The organism is Mesorhizobium sp. M1066 (assembly GCF_040318635.1).
GTDB lineage: Bacteria > Pseudomonadota > Alphaproteobacteria > Rhizobiales > Rhizobiaceae > Mesorhizobium.
Map to the genome: position 1 here is coordinate 19,598 of NZ_JAMYMR010000024.1, position 18,052 is coordinate 37,649.

Sequence of the window (18,052 nt, forward strand, 5' to 3'; positions counted from 1 at the left end):
CTTCCGTCAGGAGTTGTTTGTAAACAAGGCCTTGGAGCGGTTCGCCGATTCGAGTCCTGAACCAGCCTTGGCGGACTGCGGGACCGGCACGAGCGTGGCGCGCGCGGCAGTGAGCAATTGCTTGAGTGCCGGCGGCTGGACGCGCCGGCGCCGCCAGATCATCGTCAGCGGCGCGGTTCGCATCGGACCGGGCCACGGCAGTTCGACGATTTCACCACGCGCCAGCGCATCGGTGACGGCAAGGCGTGGAACGAGGGCGGGCCCCGCGCCGGCCGCCACCAGCCGCGCAATGGCGCCAATGCTGCCGACCTCAGCGGCAAGTTTTGGCGCGGCAACGCCCGCCTCGGCAAAGGCTGTGTCGAACATGTGTCGGTAGACGCATCCGGGCTCCGTTGCCACGAAGGAGTGTGTGGCAAGGGTGGCCAGATCACGCTCTGCACTGCCTTGCCCCGGAGCCGCGACCAGCACCAGCGGTTCGGCTGCTATGGTGCGCCTGGCGAAGCGTTCATCGGACGCGTCCTTCGCGAAGTCACGGCGGTCGAAACAGAAGGCGACATCGATGTCGCCTTCCTCCAGCTGGCGCAGCAGCGCGCCGCTGCCCGCCACCTTCATCCGCACAATGATGTCGGGATGACCGGCCTGGAATCCAGGTAGCCAGGACGCCAGCCGTGCCGAGGCAATCGTCTCCAGTGCGCCGATCGTCACCTGCCCGCTTGTCTGACTTGCCGCCGCCTGCACGGCCGCGCGCGCCTCGCCATCGAGCCGCAACAGATCCTCGGCGATCGGCTTCAGCGCCAGCCCGGCCGGCGTCAGCTCAAGGCCTGACTTCGCGCGCGTGAACAGGGCCGCGCCAAGCTCCGTTTCGAGTGCCTGGATCTGATCGCTGACGCTCGATTGCGCGAGGTGGACCACTTCTGCGGCGCGCGTGACGCTGCGGCTCCGCGCCACCGCCAGGAAGGTCTTGAGCAGTCTTGGATGCATCGCGTGGCTGACGCGTCTACTGCAGTTGCGGCTTTTTCAGAAAACTGCCGCGGTCGGCCGATTTGACGCGCAGCCAGGTCTCGCGGCCGTCGCGCAGCACCCGCATCGGAATCTCGGCCCCGGCCGAGCCGCTCTCCCACAGCTTGCGATAGAAATCGGCCAGCCCGTCGACCGCGCCGTCGCGAATGTCGGAGATGATGTCGCCCTGGCGCAGGCCGGCCTTGGCCGCCGGGCCGCCCTCGGTCACGCTCATCACCACCACTCTGCCGTCGCTTTCGGCCGACAGGGCGCCGAGCCACGGGCGCGGCGGCTTGGCGACCTGGCCGCGCGTCAGGAGGTCATCGAGAATGGGCGGCAACAGATCGATCGGCACCACCATGTTGATGTCGGCGACCTCGCCGTTGCGGCTCATCTGCAGGCGCAGGGAACCGATGCCGAGCAGCGAGCCGTCAGCGCCGAACAGCCCGGCACCGCCCCAGGAGGGGTGCGCCGGCGCAATGAAGATCGCCTCGTCGAGCAGATATTCCCAATAGCCGGCGAATTCCTGCTTGGTGACGATCCTGGCCTGCACAGACTGGCCGATGCCGTCGGCCAGCACGACCGCGTCACCGATCCTCGCCCTGCCGGCATCGCCCAGCGCCACCGCCGGCAGGCCGAGCGGCGCCAGCGCCTGCACCAGGCCGAAGCCTGATTCCTGATCGTAGGCCAGCGCATGAGCGGGGATGACGCGGCCGTCATGGCTGGTCAGCCAGACCTCTTCCGCCTCCGTGATGAGATAGCCGATGGTCAGCACCAGCCCGTCATTGCGAATGACGACGCCGCTGCCTTCCCTGAGCGTGCCGAGCGCCCCGGCCGTAAAGGCATCTTCGGGAACAGTGGCCCGCACGGCAACGACCGAGCGCGGATTGGGATTGATGGTCATGCTTTTGTCCTGGATGGGCTTTGGTGACATCTTCTATAGGTATGCCACGCAGGAGAAGGCGCAAGGGTGAGGAAGTGCCCAATTGCCGATGTTGGCTCCGCGGGCATCGATAATAGTTCAACGCAAGTTGAACTTACACATCCGCAGCCCTAGTTTATGGCGACCTGCCATCCTTCCCCGACACGAGGCCACGAAATGACCGACTACACACCGCCGAAAGTATGGACCTGGAACAAGCCGAGCGGCGGAGCCTTTGCCAGCATCAACCGGCCGATCGCCGGGCCGACGCATGACAAGGAACTGCCCGTCGGCAAGCATCCATTGCAGCTCTATTCGCTGGCGACGCCGAACGGCGTCAAGGTCACGGTCATGCTGGAAGAGCTTCTGGCGCGCGGCCACAAGGGTGCCGAATACGACGCCTGGCTGATCCGGATCAACGATGGCGACCAGTTCGGCAGCGGCTTCGTCGAGGTTAATCCAAACTCCAAGATCCCGGCCCTGATGGACCGCAGCGGCAAGACGCCGGTGCGCATCTTCGAATCCGGTTCGATCCTGGTCTATCTCGCCGAAAAGTTCGGCGAATTCCTGCCTACCGAACAGCCGGCGCGCGCCGAAGTGCTGTCCTGGCTGTTCTGGCAGATGGGCTCGGCGCCGTATCTGGGCGGCGGCTTCGGCCATTTCTACGCCTATGCGCCGGAAAAGTTCGAATATGCCATCGACCGCTTCTCGATGGAGGTGAAACGCCAGATGGATGTGCTCGACCGCCGGCTGGCCGAGACTGAATATCTCGGCGGCAAGGACTATTCCATCGCCGATATGGCGGTGTGGCCCTGGTATGGCGGGCTGGCGCTCGGCCGCATGTACAATGATTCCGCCGAGTTCCTATCCGTGCAGGAATACGCACATGTGCAACGCTGGGCCAAGGCGATCGACGCCCGACCGGCGGTCAAGCGCGGCCGCATGGTCAACCGCGCTTTCGGCGAGCCTGCCATGCAACTGCATGAGCGCCACGACGCCGGCGATTTCGAGACCAAGACGCAGGATAGACTGGCCGCCGAATAGGCCATCGCGGATCGCGACAAAAGGAAACCCGCCACCGACGCGACGTCGGGGCGGGTTTTTCCCAAGGCCCAGTGCTGCGGGAATCCCCTAGTGCAGTACTTCGACGATCTGGCGGGTCTCGGGATCGACCAGGACCGTCTGGTCATTGATCACGGCGACGCGGTATTTGACGTCGGGCACCTCACGCAGTTCGACAGTGTCCGGCACCGAGGAGCCGAGCTTGAGTTCGACTCCCAGAAGGTTCACCGAGGCAAGCGGTTCCCTCTTGATGTATTCGCGAACGACCGTCTCCTGCTCCGGCTGGACGACGACGACGTTTTCCGCCAGCGCCGCACCAATGCCGCCCATCAGGACGACGGCGGCCGCCGCGCTCGTAAGATAAAGTTTCATGACCATTCTCCTGGTGATAACTGAATTCCGCCCTCCATAAAAACTCCACCGCTGGCAGGCGGTTCCATCGTAACGTCAGAATTGACGATACAATTTCGGTCCGATATTGATTTTTTGCTGATCAAACGTTCGGCAGGCAACACGGAAAAGCTTGAAAACTTGCACAAATATGTACGGATATTTAGGGATGAAGAATTCTATCTGCCGCCGGATTGGCGAGCCAACCGGCCTCGATCCCTCCATCTGTACGATGTGAAAGGCTCCGGCACGAAAAGGCTCGCGCCGCCGGGAGCAGAGCAAGCCATGACAGTACCGATGGAGGTGACAACCTCACTGCCAGAGAACGCGAAGTATCAGCACTTGTTCCCAACCTGACGGCCTGAGTACGATGCGAAGTCGGTCGCGCATCCATCATGTTCCCATGCCTCGGCGCACGCGCGCGAGTGGACGGCCCGTATGGAAACACCATTCCTGATCGGCCCCGGTTGCCCCGGTCTCAAAGCTGGACACCGTCGCGATGCAAGGGCGGGAAGGCGTCTACCGGATCCTGGCTCGGCGCGATATCGTGTGCGCGCCTGAAGATCAGCCTCACGATGAGCACGAAATAGCCGACTTGCAGGACAAGCAGTGTCGCTATCGTCCAGGCAAATGCCTCCCAGAAGGATCCGGTGGCCATATAGGTCCAGGCCGCGACGATGATGGCCGTGGCTGACATTCCTACGAGAAACTGTCCAAAATACATGGTTTCCCAAAACCCTCGAAACCGCGCCGGTTCCAACCAGTCCCTGCCTCATTCCCATTTCCCGCGGACAACATCCCATTATTTTAGCAACTTCGCAAGTAAGCGGCCGGTCACCGCTACGCGTTCTCCATTCCGCGGCGACTTGGCAACGGAGGCGATCCGGGGTGCGGCGGCGGTGCGGGCGGGCTGGGCTGACGCGCCAGCCGTCGAAAATCCAGAAGCACGCCCGCTCTTTGCACCTCGAGCAGGGGAACAAATGCCGGCACGCCGAGTTTCGCCTCCAGTTTTTTCAAGGAAAGGAGGCCGGCATGGCACCGCGCAACAAACCAAGCGCCGACATCGAAGATGACGCACCGCAGGCGGATGGCCCTACCATCGAGCAGCAGGATTGGGATGCGATCAAGGGCGGCGAGATCCTGCCAGGGTCCGTACCGGAAAACGGCGACATGCGTTACGGCATCGAAAAAGACGGCGATCTGCCTGACGAGGACGACGATAACGCGTACCAGGACAGCGACGACGCCCTCCCCGATGATGAGGAAGAAGCCGCAATCACCCGCGATCAGACCCGCGAGGGCCGATTCGACGAAACGTGAGCCATTCGTCGCCTGAGACATGACTGCCTGTTGTTGACCTTGCCAAAGCCACATTTTCCATGCCCGGTTCGCGGGCAAATGTGCTTGCCCGGCTAAGCTTTCCGCCTGGGCATTATATCAGATTTACCTAAAATAGCGGAACATCCAAGGGACATTATCGGAACTGAACAAGGCCCCTTGGACTTTTGCGCACGACGGATAAGACCTTGGTCCTACAGGAAAAAGCAAAAGCCCGACGTGACCGATTGAAGCTTCCCACGAGGGAACATCGGGCCTCGCTTGTCGTTGTCGCGAAGACTCGGCATCGCCGGGTGCCATGCCTGGAGAACAGCGCGATGCCCCACCGATCCACCATCATCAAGACAGGCTATGGCCCAGGCACGGCGATCGCCGTGCTCATGGTTGGATTGACGGCGGTGGGCATCGTGTTCCTCCTACTCGGCAGTTCGCTCTATTTCAATGAGCAGCCTGCGGATCAACGTGCCCTGTCTTCGCCGCCCGCTCGATCGATACACGCGGCCGATAGCAAAGCGGCAAACTGAACCAGCAACTGCTGAGCAATAGCGAGATTGCGGCCGCGCGGATCCTCCAGGCTTCGTCCAGGAAGAACCGCGATTGCCGCTGCTTGCAGCGCGGCGGCGTGCTGGTGATGTGGCAGCGGAGCGGACGGCTTCGGACGGTGTTTTGCCACCGGAGAAGTTTGATTGCTTGCGATCGGCTCGGCAGCCGCAGGAAAGATGCGGACGCCGAGCCCATCGCACTGATCAAATCGCTAGGACGTGCAGGCTAGCTGCTAAAATCGAAGGACGACCGAAGGGCCACGTCTGCGATAGCACCGGACGCGACGGCGACCATGCCGCCAGTAACTGCGGCAGACCCGTCTCCAACGCCGCCCGTGCCGGCGCCGGCGCCAGCCCCGATCCCGACCCCAGTCCCGATCCCAGCCCCTATCCCAGCGTCGATGGTCGACCGGCTGCACCTCCGCATGTGCACCTTCGTCGTCGAGGGCCTCTGCCTCAATTTCATCGAGAATGCCGTTTCCGGCGCCTGGAACACCGGCCGCTGCCTCGATCGGGCGAATTGCCCCTGCAAGGGCCGCTGCCCCGGCAATGCCAAACATCGCCGTCAAGAAGGATCGCCGATCCATAGTAACCTCCAAACGTTGCATAAGCTGAACACAGCGCTCGGCTGCCGAATGAGCAGGCCGGCGCATGGTGAAAATAGAGGATTCGCCAGCCGCCGAAGCGGCTTGCGAATCCTATCAGCGCAGGAAGGGACGTTGCTGCGCCGATCGACGACATGTCAGCCAAGGACTATCCCCATCACCAGAAAGGTGACAGCTGTCGCGAAAATCGGTGCGAGCAACCAGCGCGCTTGGCCAACACTTTTGTCCATCTGTCTCTCCGAATTCCGGGAGACAAACAGCCGTGAACAGAGAGCCGTTCCCGTCGGTAAGACCAATGCGCTCGCAGACCAGACTTAAGTCGCACGTCTCATCCGACCGAAGCCCCAGCGGAGGAACATTTTCATTTGGCTCAAGTTCAGTTGCCGTCAGCGATGAACGATCCTGTCATGCTGACTCGCAAGGAGAAACGGTATGAAAATGCACCTAACGGGCGCCGCAGCGGCGCTATTGCTGTTGGCCGGTGTCGGCGCCGTTGCCGCTCAGGACGTTGTCATTCAGCCTGAACAGGACACGGTCATCCGCGAGTATGTGAAGAAGCAGCCCCTCGCTTCGGTCAAGGTTCCCGGTGTGGAACTGAATATTGGTAGCGCGTTGCCGGACACGGTCGAACTTCATGAGATCCCCGATGTCAAATACCGCTACGTGGTGGTCGACAACCGCACCGTCCTGGTCGATCCGGGCACCCGCAAGATCATCAAGGTCTACGATTGAATTTCGAACTGTCCAACCCGCCGCCAGCCATGGCGGCGGGTTGCCCAGCTTCCAATCAGGACGAGTGAAGATGATAAGCAAAGCTGTGACATCCCCTGCTTTGGGCGTTCGCCTGGCCGATCTCCAAGCCAGGATGCGTGATGCGCGGGTGACGGATGCCGAAATGAAAACCTTTCAAAAGGTCGCGGCCATCATGGAAGATCGTCATGGTCAGATCGATGCCGACGACCTGATTGCGGCATCGTTCCTCGCCGATCCGGTGCAGGACCCGGCAAACGCCCTGAGCGACATCCCGACAAGCCAGCAGACTTTTTGACTCCCTGACCGGGAAAGCGCGCCGAAAGTCTCAGCCGAATCCGCACTTTTGCTCCAGCCTATTCCGCTTTCGCGGAAGTTTCGAGCGGCCCGCAATGTGCAATGTTGCTAATGCGGCGGTACGAGCCGCCCTGGTTGACGCGGGCGCCCGAGCCATCCCAACAATGCGCCCCCCCGTCCGCGTCGACCACGGCAGCCGCCTGTCTTCCCTCGCGAAGGCTTCAAGCCGGCTGCCTGATAATGCGGCCTGCGGCGACGGTCGGGCTTCAGCCGCCGACAAGCGCCTTTGTGGTCACCAGATTGGCGCCGGCCTCGGCGAATTCGCCATTGTGCCTGGTGATGACCTGCTCGGCACTCTCGCTGGCATTGTCCAGCGTGCTGTGCGCATCGGAGACCACGATCACGCCGAGCCCTCTGGCGATGGCGCCCTTGACCGTCGCGGCCACGCAAAAATCGGTCTGTGCGCCCAAGAGCACGACCGCACCCGCACCCTGACCGGCGAGCCAGTCGCCGAAGGCAGGATTGCTGAAAGCATCGCGCACGGATTTGGCAAAGGTCGGCTCGTCCGCCGCTTGGCCAAGCGCGGGCCAAACCGGCCAGCCCGGTTCATCCGGTGCCAACGGATCGCCTTCGGGTCCGTCATGCCTGATAAAAGCGATCTTGCGCCCGCCGCGCCGCGCCCAATCGATCACCGCCTTGGTGCGCTCGACAATGCCTGGCGCATCATGGATCGGCGGCTCGTGCACACCGTCGAACATGCCGGTCTGGAGATCGATGACGATGAGCGGCGCATTGTTCGGGAGGCTGGGTGCTGGCATGGGTTTTTACATAGCACGGCGGACAGGGTGATCAAGGTTTCGCTCATTCCGGCGCGCCGGCAAACAGCACCACGCCGTCGCCGCCGGTGGCCGGCAGTCGCGGATAGTACGGTCGTTGCCGCCGGTCAGCACCGCGCCGTCGGCGCGAAGGCCACCGCATAGATCGGGCCGGTCTGGCTGTCCAACATTGCGATCCGGTTGCCGCTGTCCATCTCCCACAGCCGCGCCGTGACGTCGAGCAAGTCGAAGACCAGGCGCGCTGGCCGTCGGCCGGCAGCGCCAATGCGTTGCCGTGGACAGTGAACACGGCGCCAGTATCGCCAGGAGGCCCGCCGTCGGCCCCGGCTTGGTCGACACATGTCGCGCATCTGCCATCATCGCCGAGGGATCAGGAGAGATCGCTATGAAGAAGACTTACTCGAAGCCGGCTTTCGTCAAGAAGGGCAAGCTTTCAGCCGTTACGGCAAACGGCTCAACCAGCGCCACGATGTAATCAGGCACACTCTTGGCCGGATCACGCCTGGCGCGGAGCAATCCCAGGAAAAGCACCGAAGGCTTCGATCCGGAATGGCGTAAAACAAAGAATTGGAGGGCGGGCGCCTTGCCGCGCCTCCTTGGATTTATTGCAGTTTGCCGATTTCAGCCCGCACAGTTGACAGATGGCCGCAGTCTGGCATCATCGGATCGGGATTTTTAGGAGAGTCTGATATGAAAAAAATCTATGTGAAGCCATCGTTCTTGAAAAAAGGCCGGTTGTCGGCGGTCACTGCGGCCAACGGCGCCTCGATTGTTATTGTGCCGGGCTGACCGTAAACGAAACTTGATTGAAGCGGGGCGAAATTTCGCTCCGCTTTGGTATGCCTAAATCTCAGCGCGTCAGGACCAGATCGTCCACGACCATTTGCCAATAGTGCTTCGTCGACAGGCGAACACGCGTTACTGCTTTGAGCATCGGGGCGTAGTGCAGCGGCGTCAGCGCCGACAGCGTGACCTCGTCGCTTGCAATCAGCTGCTCGCCAAGCCAGCTTTCGATCAGCGCCACCTCCCCTTCCGACGCCAGCCAGGCGGCGCTCAGCATGACCGAGTGAAAGCCGAACGGCCGTTCGCAGCTGAATTCGGCCGGCAGCCCGCTGCTGGTGTAGACCACATGATCGCCGGAAACATTGCCATTGACATAGCCCTGGCTGTCCTTGGTGAAGTCGCGGGCCATCGCATTCAGGTTGCGCCACGCCAATCCGGCATGGCCAGCCGGAATTTTCCTGAGGCTGCGCGACGTCACAGCGTCGAAATCGATCGTTTCGAGGGCGGCATCAGTATCGATGCCGGCGCGTTGCGGCGACAGCAGGCCGAGATCCGCCGAGTAGGGCGATAGCGTCAGCCGCCGCTCCAAGCCGCCGCCGCTGACGCTGACCGTGTCGGCGTCTTCAGCTAGGTCGAAGCTGAAGACGGCAGCCGGCGCCAGTGCCCGCGTCTCCAGGACGTGCCCATTCCCCGACACGGAGAGGGTCGCTGGTCCATCGCCGGCGACGCGCCCGCTGACGCGGCGCGGCGGTGCCAGACCGACCGGCAGCAGCATCTCCTGCGATACCATCCCGGCCGGCGAACCCGGCAGCGGCAGGAAGTGTCGGGACTGAATGTCATTTTCGCTTTTCGCCTGCCAGCCGGGCGGCACCGAAACCACAAAGCGCCAGTTGCCCGGCTTGCGGATCACGGCCTTTCTGCTTTTCACCGACATGGGAAAATTGGCAAAGCCGGCATTGTTGGTGCGCGCGGACGCGGCGAGCTTGCCGGCTTCGTCATACAGCCGCACCATGATCCCGGCCATCGGCCGGTCTCCGGCGCCGTATTTGCCGTCGCGATCGACGTCGAAATAGACGAAGGACGAGTAATTGAGCATACCCCCGCGGGCGTTCCAATCGGTACGGACGGCATAGTCGGCAGCCGGATTGGTTAGCCGCCGTCCCTTGCGACGGCTGCGCTTCCGCCACAGCAGCCAGGACGCGACAGCAGCCGCAAGCACCACAATGGCGGCGGCCAGTATCTGGACAGCGCCCAAGTCAGGCATGGAGCCTCGCTTCACAAATCTCGTGGGGGGTTGCGTTCACGGGCGATCCGGCTGCGTTGGAGTACTTTGCCGACAGGTTATTGCATGTCGGCCAAAAGCGAACCCGGATTGGGACAGCGACATGCATCGAGACAAAAGACTTAAAGCGCGTTGCAGCGACCCCTTCAAGCGCGACGCATGAAAGCAGTCGCCTTACTTCAATTCCACCCACACCGGCGCATGGTCGCTGGCGCCGTCCTCGCCGCGCACGTCGCGGTCGATGCCGGCGGCGGTCAGGCGGCGTGCCAGTTTATTCGACAGCAGGATGTGATCGAGCCGGAGGCCGGCATCGCGCGGCCATCGGTTGCGGCGATAGTCCCAGAATGTGTAAAGCGTTTCCTTCGGATGCTTCTTGCGCAGGGCATCAAGCCAACCCTGGTCGAGCAGGCGCTGGAACGACGCCCGGCTTTCCGGCTGCACCAGCGCGTTGTCGTCATAGGAGCGGGTGGGGTAGATATCGCGCGGCTCGGGCACGATGTTGTAGTCGCCGGCCAGCACCACCGGCAGGCCAGTGTCGAGCAACTGTTCGGCATGCACCTCCAGCCGCGCGTGCCAGGCGAGCTTGTAGGCGAATTTCGGGCCGGGCTGAGGATTGCCGTTCGGCGCATAGAGACAAGCGACGATGATGCCGTTCACCGCCGCCTCGATATAGCGGCTCTGCCTGTCGGCATCGTCGCCGGGCAAGGCATCGCGGGTCAGCACTGGCTCGGCACCCCGCGCCAGGATGGCAACACCGTTCCACGTCGGCTCGCCCTTCCACACCGCGCCATAGCCGGCCGCCGCCAATGCCGAGCGCGGAAACTGCATGTCGCGTGCCTTCAGTTCCTGCAGGCACACGACATCGGGCTTTGCCGCAGCCAGCCATGCCAGCAGGTTTTCAAGCCGGCTGTTGATGTTGTTGATGTTGAAGGAGGCGATCTTCATCGCTTCAGGAAGCGATCCGGCCCGACCACGCCTTCACCGTCTCGGCCAGCGTCTTCAGATGGTCGGCCGCCGAAAATCCCGAGATGCTCTTGCGTGGCTTGAGATCATGGTCGCCATCCTCCAGCCAGATAATCTCGATACTGTCCGACAGCCCATAGCCGGCCACCTCGTCTGGCGTCCCGAACTCGTCGCGCGTGCCCTGGAAAATGAGCGTTGGCGTCCTCAGCCCGGCGAGGTGTTTTGTCCGCAATTGATTGGGCTTGGCCGGCGGATGGAAGGGATAGCCGAGGCACAGCAGGCCTGAAATCTCGCCCTTGGCAAACATCTCGTCGGCGACCATCGAGGCGACGCGCCCGCCCATCGACTTGCCGCCGATGATCAGCGGTCCCGTCACGCCCTTTGCCCTGAGGTCGGCTATCGCCTTGATGTATTCCGGGTTGACCGTCTCGGCCCGCGGCGGTGGCTTGCGGTGGCCGTAGCGGCGCGCGGCCATGTAGTGGAATTCAAAGCGCGCAACCTGAAAGCCTGCGGCGGCCAGCGCCTTGGCGGTGGCGGTCACCGAGGGCGAGTCCATCGACGCGCCCGCGCCATGCGCGAGCAGGATGGTGACGGGAGCATTATCGTCGCCGTCGAAGAGGAAGGCGGTCATGGGGCGGTCTCGCTGGAGAGGTCGAGTTCCGTCACACCCCCTCTGTCCTGCCGGACATCTCCCCCGCAAGGGGGGAGATTGCGCGCTCAACCGCTTTCGCCAATCTCCCACTTTGCAAGAAGGAGCGGGACGCCCAAGCTTCCGATCTCCCCCCTTGCGGGGGAGATGGCCGGCAGGCCAGAGGGGGGTGTTCAAGCGCCAGCATCACTCACCCCGCCGTCCGCGCCAACTGCAGATCCACGAACTGCACGCCCTTGGCTGCAACCCGTGCCCATTCGGACTCCGCGTCGAGTTCGAGATAACGCACCCACAGGCGCCGTGCCTCCGGCAGATTGCCGGCGTCGAATTCCAGTCGGGCGAGGTTGAACACCGGATCGGCATAGGCCTTGTCGAGCGCGATCGCTTTCTGCAGGTGCCTTCGCGCCGAGGCTTCGCGACCTTGCTCGCTCATCAGTCCGGCCAGGTTGAACCACGCCTCGACGAAGGCCGGGTCGAGTTTTATCGCATTGATATAGTCGTGCGCGGCGTCCGCCGCGTGGCCGCCGGCGCGCAGGCAGTTGGCGCGGTTGAAGGCGGCAATCGCATCGCTCGGATCGATGGCCAGGCAGCGCTGGTAGAGCGCGGCGGCCCTATCATGGTCGCCCTGCTCCTCCGTCGCTTCCGCCTCGGTGAACAGCTCCTCCAGCGTGTCGTCACCCTCTGCCCCGGCTGTTCCGAGATCGAACAGCAACTGCCCATCGAGTTCGCTCTGGCCGCCTTCGAGATAGATGGCATCGGCGCGCCCATGCTGCGAGCCGACATTGAGCGACTTGGCGGTCAGCGACGCCACCGGGCCGGAGCGGTGGACGGAGCGCGCGATCGCCCCCCATGTCGCGCCGCCGGCGATGAGCCCGGTATATTTGCGCGCCAGGATCAGGTCGCGGAAGGAATAGGGTTCAACGTCATGCTCGAACGCATCGAACAGGCTGAGCAGGTCGAGGTCGGAGCCTGATAGCCGCGACTGATCGATCAGCGATTGCCGCGACAGCGAAGACGCTTCCGGTGTCTTCATCAGTCCGAGAAGGCGCAGGAATCCGTTTTCGCTGACCAGCGTTCGACCGGCCGCGCGCTCGGCGGCGACACGGCGCTCGATCCCGGCATCGCCGTTCCTGGAGAGCCCGGCTTTGGCCAACAGTGTCCGGCCGAAGACGACATGCGTGGTGCGCCTGGTGATACCGCGCCGCAGCTGGCCGTGTCGGCGTTCCACTTCCCTCGCAGCCAGCCTGAGCGGAAAAGCCGCCAGCGCGCCTATCGTGCCGAAAACAGCGCCGGTCGGTGCCGTCATTTCTTGCTCTTGCCGACCGCCTTCAGCAGATTGGCCTTCAACGGATTTTCAGCAGCACCACCCGCTGCCGCCTTCTTCGCGGCGGGCTTGGCAACCTCGTCGGCCTTGCTTTTCGATTTGGCCGGGGGCTTCGATTGCGACAGGCTCGCCTTGAGCGCATCCATCAGGTTGATGACATTGCCGCGCTCGGGTGCCGCCGCGATGATCGGCTTGTGGCCTTTCAGCTTCTCGCGGATCATCGTCATGAGTGCCGCCTCGTAGCGGTCCTCATAGTTCTTAGGATCGAAGGTGGTTTCCTTCTGCTTGATCAGTGCTTCGGCGAGTTGCAGCATTTCGGGATCGGGCTTGCCGGCTGGGATGTTGCCGAAATATTCAGCCGTGCCACGCACTTCGTTCGGATTCCTCAAGGTGCACACGAACATGCCGTTCTCGCGCGCGCCGATCGTCACCACCCGCTCGCGGCTCGACAGCACCAGGCGTGCGATCGCCAGCTTGCCGGATTTGCGCATGGCTTCGCGCAGCACGGCGAAGGTCTCCTCCGCCATCGCGCCGTCAGGCGCCATGTAGTAGGGCGCGTCCTGATAGATGACGTCGACTTCGTCCTCATCCACGAAGGCCTCGATGTTCATCGTGTGATTGGATTCGATGCGCACCGCATCGAGGTCGGCATCATCTATGATGATGTACTGCTTGTCCTCGTATTCGTAGCCCTTGACCAGATCAGCACGCTCGACGAGCCCCAATTCGGGGTCGACCGGTTTCATGTTGATGCGGTTGTGGGTCTTCTTGTGCAGCTGGTTGAAGCTGATGCGCTCGCTGGCGCTGGTGGCGGGATATAACCGCACCGGACAGCTGACCAGACTGAGTTTAAGGTAACCTTTCCAACTTGCCCTGGGCGCCATGAAACACTCCTACGCGGCCATGCACTGACATTGACTGCAGCGCTTTTCGTCCGAAGGACGAACGAGGCTGCGCAAATCCTACACCGACCCCGCACAATACAGGCAAATCCCTGACGAAATCTTCCGCCACGTCTTTGAGGTCGTGGCGGAGAGAATAATTCAAATTGTCGGAAGCGTCGATGGCGTTGGGTTCCTCGCCCCGCAACGCTCTCCCCCATTTCATGGGGGCGAGGAACCTAGTTCTTCAAGGTCGGCAAATCCCGCGCGAACTCGTCGATCTCGGCCCACGGATCGCCCGACGTCGCCAGCAGCCCCGGCAGGGAGGAATAGTTCAGATCCTGCGGCGCATCGATGGATTCGAGGTCGCTCCAACTGACCGGCGTCGAGGCCGGCAGATTGGTGCGGGCGCGCAGCGAGTAAGGTGCTGCCGAGGTGTGGCCGCGCGCATTGCGGTGATAATCGATGAAGATGCGCTTCTTGCGGTTGTCCTTGCCCATGGTGGTGGTGAAAGTATCAGGCGCCGTTGTCGCCAGATGCGTGGCGATCGCGCTGGTCACCTGGTGCAGTTTCTTCCAGTTCTGCTTGCCCGTCACCGGCACGGTGATGTGGATGCCGCTGCCGCCGGAGGTCTTGGCGAACGGCACCAGCCCCAGGCGCTCCAGCTCGCTTCTGATATGCACCGCAGCCTCGACCACCTCGCGCCAGGTGATCCCTTCTCCCGGATCGAGGTCGAGGACGATCTGGTCGGGTCTGTCGAGGCTGGTGCGGTGGGTGCCCCAGGTGTGGAACTCGACGACGCCGAACTGCGCCAGCGCCAGATACCCTTTCGCGCCTTCGACCGAGAGATAGGATTTGGTCTCGCCCTCGGAATTCGTCGCCTCGAATGTCACCACCGAGGGCGGCATGCCGGTGAAGGCGTGGCGCTGGAAGAAGCAATCCTTCGGCAGGCCGGTCGGGCAGCGCACCAGCGACACCGGCCGGCCGAGGATGTGCGGCAGCATGAAGTCGCCGACCAGCGCGTAATAGACCGCAATGTCGAGCTTGGTCGGGCCGGTCTTGCCGAACAGCCGGCGCGTCGGGTTGGTCACCCAGATGGTGGCAAGGTCGGCCTCGGCGATCAGCCGCTTGCGTTTGGACGAGACCGGCGTCGACAGGCCGACATCCCTCAAACCGCGGAAGACGCCGTGGCGCAGTGCGTTGTCCGATGTGCGGTTGGCGTAATGGATGCGCGCCGACAGCAGCGGCCGCACCCAGTTCATCTCGCGCATGATTTCGCGCGGGACGCCCTCGGGCGGGGTGGCGCCTTCCCGCAGCGGCTCCAGCCTGGCGAGCAACTCACCGGCGGTGGCGGCATCGAAACCGGCGCCGACCTTGCCGCGATAATGCAATTCACCACCCTCGAACTCTGCCATGCCGAGCGCCGCCAGCCCTTCGGCCGCATCGGAGATGGTGAAGCCGGCGATGACGAAGACGTCTGACAGCAACGCCTTGGTCTTGGTCCAGCTTTTGCTTCGGCCGCTCTGATAGATGGCCGTGGCGCGCTTGGAGACGACACCCTCCAGCCCAAGTTCCGACGCCTGGTCGTATAGCCCCTGCCCCGTGCCCTCGATATGGTCGGAGAACTGGATGGCGGAATTGGCGCCGAGGCACGACAGCGTCTGCGCCAGCAGCGCCTTGCGCCGGACCAGCGGCGCCTTGGTCAGGTCCCAGCCGTCGAGATGGAGAAGATCGAAGGCGTAAAAATGGAGCTTGCTGCCGGCGCCCTCGGCCAGCGCATCCTGCAGCAGCGCGAAGCGGCTGATGCCCCGGGCGTCGAGCACCACGATCTCGCCGTCGATGATGGCATCGCGGCAGGGCAGCTTCGCGAAGGCAAGCGGTAGGTCGCCATAGCGCTTCGTCCAGTCGATGCCGCCACGGGTGATCAGCTTGACCACGCCGCCAGTGAGATGCGCCATGGTGCGGTAGCCGTCGAATTTGATCTCGTGCAGCCAGACTTGTTTGGTGTCTTCGCCATCGGGCGGTTTTGGCACCTGCGTCGCCAGCTGCGGCTCGATACGGGCAAGCATGGGGGCCTTGAACGCGCCCGGCAGCGTGCCGGGCTTCAGTGATCCCTGTCTGGGCGCGGGTTTGGCAGCGGGCTTCGCCGGCGCCGCCAGTTCCTCGATGCGCAATCCGGATTTGACGCTTTCCGGGCGGGCCGTGAGGATGTCAAGCGCGGTGTCGGCGGCGAGGTCGCGTTCCTTGAAGAGCAGCCAGTTCTTCTTGTTTTCGTCTTCGCCGGGTTTCGGCTTCAGCCGGGTCAGCATCCAGCCGCCATTGAGCTTGTCGCCGGCCAGCCGGAACTTGAAGGCGCCGGTTCGCAAGCTCTTTTCGACGTCGTCCATCGGCGCCCATGTGCCGGTATCCCAGACGATCATCGGCCCGCCGCCATACTCGCCCTCGGGAATGACACCCTCGAAGTCGATATATTCGAGCGGATGATCCTCGGTCTCGACCGCCAGCCTCTTGTCGGCCGGATTGAGCGAAGGCCCGCGCGGCACCGCCCAGCTCTTCAAGACATCGCCGACCTGCAGGCGCAGATCATAATGGTCAGCGGTGGCGTGGTGCTTGTGGACGACGAAGCGGTTGCCGTCGCTGCTGACGAGCCCGCCAACCGGTTCCGGCGTCTTGGCGAATTCGCGTTTGGCGCGATAGGCTTTGAGCTTTGGTGGAGTCGTCATCGCAAGGATCGAAGCACGGCGGCCAGGAACAAGCCAGTCACGCTCTCAATCGTCAGCGGCCGGCGTCAACTCGAGCTCCGCCGGCGACAGTCCTTGCTGCAGCTGGCTCAGCCGGAATTCGTCGACCCAATAGGCCTCGCCGTCGACCAGAACCCGGGCCTGGTAGGTGCCTGCCGAAAAACGCTGCGCGGTGATGTAGACCTTGTGACGATCGAGCGCCTTGCGCACCGCGGCGCGCTTGGAATTCTGACCTGTGACGGGACTGAACATGACACTGCCCTCGGTCGCCCCTGACACGCAACGCGGCCGCTGCCGGCAGCCTGACGACTGGGGCCAAGGATGGCGGAGACGCGCCGTCCTGTCAATTTCGCGGACAGCGCAGGATGCGGCCCGGTCAAATTTACCAATCTTTGGAAGATGCTTGGGCCTTGGCTTGAATCAAGACGTGAAGCACACGAAGATGAACTGTGCACCACCACGCCGCCAAAACTATCGTCCGTCGCTGCCGCTCTGCTACGCGGCCGGCGTGCCCGAATGAGCAGATTTTTGAACTTCCGTGCCGATGAGATCGAGTGTCGCCGCCGCAACATCGGCAACCTGGAGCCGCTGGACGCAATAGACCCCACCGGCGTTGTTTTCTTTACACAAACCTGGAGCGATGCATGGGCAAGGCATGGGCGGCTGGAGCGTCCGGTTGGGGACACCGAATGGGCCCCATTGCTCAGGCGACGTCAGACCGTACAGCCCCACCGCTGGAGTTCCGACAGAGGCCGCGATGTGCATCGGGCCGCTCTCATTGCCAAGAAAGATCGACGCTTCGGCCAACAATGCCGTCAGCACCTCCAGCGAGGCCTTTCCGACGACACTTGCGACCGGCGATGCTGCCACTCCAAGGATCCTTTGCGCGGCAAGCCCTTCATCCGGCCCACCAACGAGGAGGGATCGCAGCCCGGTTTTGGCGTATACCTCATCGATGACCGCAGCAAAATGTTGCGGCGGCCAGCAACGGCCTTCAAACCTCGCGCCGGCATGCACGGCCACATAGGACTTCTTCGCCAAAGCGTTTTCCGCAAGAAGCCTGGCACACTCTTCCTGGGCAGTCCTGGTCGGTTGCAGCCGAGGCGTTGGGTCCTGATAATCCAACCCGAGGGCGCTGAGTGGAGACAGGTTCCTGTAGAGATAATGCGGTCCGCCATGTCCGAAGGTCGCGGCGAGCACGTTTGCAAGCTGGATTTCCCAGAACTTCATCGGATGCTCGGAAGGATCGAAACCGACGCGAAGTGGGGCCCCGATCAAGCGATGCATGATCCGCGAGGTTTTTGAATCGGTAAGGTCGATGCTAAGATCGAATTTCCGACGCCGCAGATCAGAGATGACGCCACGATAGTCGCTCAAACGCTTGAGCAGAGTCCTTCCTCTGCCACGGGATTCAAAGCCCACGGCAACATCGGCGATCCCTTGCGCGACAATGAACTGCTTGAGACCAGGCGCACAAAGCATGGTTACCGATGCTTGCGGATAAGAAAGACGCAGATTGCGAACCAAAGCAGATGTCAGAACGACATCTCCAATGTACTTCGTTTGAATAATGAGGATGGAACGAATCCCATCTCCTAAACTTGCATCCATCGATATGATCTGCCGAAAACGCCAACTTAAAAAATCTGCCGAGGACACTCATTTCTGAACGGCAAGCGGCGCTTTCA

The 18,052-nt window shown here is 62.7% G+C and carries 20 protein-coding genes; 7 read left to right on the forward strand and 13 right to left on the reverse strand.

The features are described from left to right. Positions 1 to 6 precede the first annotated feature (6 nt). Positions 7 to 981 carry a LysR family transcriptional regulator gene (locus NKH52_RS24380; RefSeq protein ID WP_352734401.1) on the reverse strand — a complete coding sequence of 325 codons (975 nt, stop codon included), beginning with the start codon at positions 979 to 981 and terminating at the stop codon, positions 7 to 9. 16 nt (positions 982 to 997) lie between these two features. Then, positions 998 to 1,903 (reverse strand): S1C family serine protease, encoded by a 906-nt coding sequence (locus tag NKH52_RS24385; protein ID WP_352734403.1) that lies wholly within the window; start codon positions 1,901 to 1,903, stop codon positions 998 to 1,000. 195 nt (positions 1,904 to 2,098) lie between these two features. Between NKH52_RS24385 and yghU the strand changes: the two genes are divergently transcribed. Next, positions 2,099 to 2,965, forward strand: a complete 867-nt coding sequence (gene yghU, locus NKH52_RS24390; RefSeq protein WP_352734405.1) for a glutathione-dependent disulfide-bond oxidoreductase — start codon at positions 2,099 to 2,101, stop codon at positions 2,963 to 2,965. A gap of 87 nt (positions 2,966 to 3,052) precedes the next feature. Here yghU and NKH52_RS24395 read toward each other — a convergent pair whose 3' ends face one another. Both NKH52_RS24395 and NKH52_RS24400 read right to left on the reverse strand, forming a co-directional pair. Beyond that, the gene (locus tag NKH52_RS24395; RefSeq protein WP_352734407.1) at positions 3,053 to 3,355 is read right to left on the reverse strand and encodes a DUF1236 domain-containing protein; all 303 of its coding nucleotides are present in this window, start codon (positions 3,353 to 3,355) and stop codon (positions 3,053 to 3,055) included. Between the two features lie 496 nt (positions 3,356 to 3,851). Then, positions 3,852 to 4,070, reverse strand: coding sequence for an exopolysaccharide production repressor protein (locus NKH52_RS24400; RefSeq protein WP_348630099.1), 219 nt, complete (start codon positions 4,068 to 4,070; stop codon positions 3,852 to 3,854). Positions 4,071 to 4,405: 335 nt separating this feature from the next. Between NKH52_RS24400 and NKH52_RS24405 the strand changes: the two genes are divergently transcribed. From NKH52_RS24405 to NKH52_RS24420, 4 genes are all read left to right on the forward strand, one after another. Next, on the forward strand, positions 4,406 to 4,693 hold the full coding sequence (locus NKH52_RS24405) for a hypothetical protein (RefSeq protein ID WP_352734410.1): 288 nt from the start codon (positions 4,406 to 4,408) through the stop codon (positions 4,691 to 4,693). Between the two features lie 335 nt (positions 4,694 to 5,028). Next, positions 5,029 to 5,235, forward strand: coding sequence for a hypothetical protein (locus NKH52_RS24410; protein ID WP_352734412.1), 207 nt, complete (start codon positions 5,029 to 5,031; stop codon positions 5,233 to 5,235). Positions 5,236 to 6,290: 1,055 nt separating this feature from the next. After that, complete coding sequence (locus tag NKH52_RS24415) at positions 6,291 to 6,590, forward strand: DUF1236 domain-containing protein (RefSeq protein WP_031213630.1); 300 nt, start codon at positions 6,291 to 6,293, stop codon at positions 6,588 to 6,590. Between the two features lie 70 nt (positions 6,591 to 6,660). Continuing rightward, entirely contained in the window at positions 6,661 to 6,906 is a 246-nt protein-coding gene (locus NKH52_RS24420; RefSeq protein WP_352734522.1) for a hypothetical protein, read from the forward strand. A 265-nt stretch (positions 6,907 to 7,171) separates the two neighbouring features. On the opposite strand, the gene NKH52_RS24425 is transcribed toward NKH52_RS24420, so the two are convergent. After that, positions 7,172 to 7,723 (reverse strand): isochorismatase family protein, encoded by a 552-nt coding sequence (locus tag NKH52_RS24425; RefSeq protein ID WP_352734414.1) that lies wholly within the window; start codon positions 7,721 to 7,723, stop codon positions 7,172 to 7,174. A gap of 403 nt (positions 7,724 to 8,126) precedes the next feature. Here NKH52_RS24425 and NKH52_RS24430 point away from each other — a divergent pair, with 403 nt between their 5' ends. Next, positions 8,127 to 8,216, forward strand: coding sequence for a putative RiPP precursor (locus NKH52_RS24430; protein ID WP_127296259.1), 90 nt, complete (start codon positions 8,127 to 8,129; stop codon positions 8,214 to 8,216). A 215-nt stretch (positions 8,217 to 8,431) separates the two neighbouring features. Further along, positions 8,432 to 8,530 (forward strand): putative RiPP precursor, encoded by a 99-nt coding sequence (locus NKH52_RS24435; RefSeq protein WP_352734416.1) that lies wholly within the window; start codon positions 8,432 to 8,434, stop codon positions 8,528 to 8,530. A 61-nt stretch (positions 8,531 to 8,591) separates the two neighbouring features. Here NKH52_RS24435 and NKH52_RS24440 read toward each other — a convergent pair whose 3' ends face one another. The 8 genes from NKH52_RS24440 to NKH52_RS24475 all read right to left on the reverse strand — a co-directional run bounded on the left by NKH52_RS24440 (position 8,592) and on the right by NKH52_RS24475 (position 18,023). Then, positions 8,592 to 9,788, reverse strand: a complete 1,197-nt coding sequence (locus tag NKH52_RS24440; RefSeq protein ID WP_352734418.1) for a hypothetical protein — start codon at positions 9,786 to 9,788, stop codon at positions 8,592 to 8,594. 192 nt (positions 9,789 to 9,980) lie between these two features. Further along, the gene (locus NKH52_RS24445; protein WP_352734420.1) at positions 9,981 to 10,751 is read right to left on the reverse strand and encodes an exodeoxyribonuclease III; all 771 of its coding nucleotides are present in this window, start codon (positions 10,749 to 10,751) and stop codon (positions 9,981 to 9,983) included. A gap of 4 nt (positions 10,752 to 10,755) precedes the next feature. Beyond that, entirely contained in the window at positions 10,756 to 11,400 is a 645-nt protein-coding gene (locus tag NKH52_RS24450; RefSeq protein WP_352734422.1) for an alpha/beta hydrolase family protein, read from the reverse strand. 208 nt (positions 11,401 to 11,608) lie between these two features. Beyond that, positions 11,609 to 12,724, reverse strand: coding sequence for a tetratricopeptide repeat protein (locus NKH52_RS24455; protein WP_352734424.1), 1,116 nt, complete (start codon positions 12,722 to 12,724; stop codon positions 11,609 to 11,611). Further along, on the reverse strand, positions 12,721 to 13,626 hold the full coding sequence (gene ku, locus NKH52_RS24460) for a non-homologous end joining protein Ku (RefSeq protein WP_024501732.1): 906 nt from the start codon (positions 13,624 to 13,626) through the stop codon (positions 12,721 to 12,723). The genes NKH52_RS24455 and ku overlap by 4 nt, the downstream gene beginning before the upstream one ends. A 236-nt stretch (positions 13,627 to 13,862) precedes the next feature. Beyond that, a complete protein-coding gene (gene ligD / locus NKH52_RS24465; protein WP_352734426.1) occupies positions 13,863 to 16,346 on the reverse strand; it encodes a DNA ligase D in 2,484 nt (827 codons plus the stop codon). A gap of 45 nt (positions 16,347 to 16,391) precedes the next feature. Next, positions 16,392 to 16,616, reverse strand: a complete 225-nt coding sequence (locus tag NKH52_RS24470) for a hypothetical protein (RefSeq protein ID WP_023813316.1) — start codon at positions 16,614 to 16,616, stop codon at positions 16,392 to 16,394. A gap of 243 nt (positions 16,617 to 16,859) precedes the next feature. After that, a complete protein-coding gene (locus NKH52_RS24475; protein WP_352734428.1) occupies positions 16,860 to 18,023 on the reverse strand; it encodes a glycosyltransferase family 9 protein in 1,164 nt (387 codons plus the stop codon). Between the last annotated feature and the right edge of the window lie 29 nt (positions 18,024 to 18,052).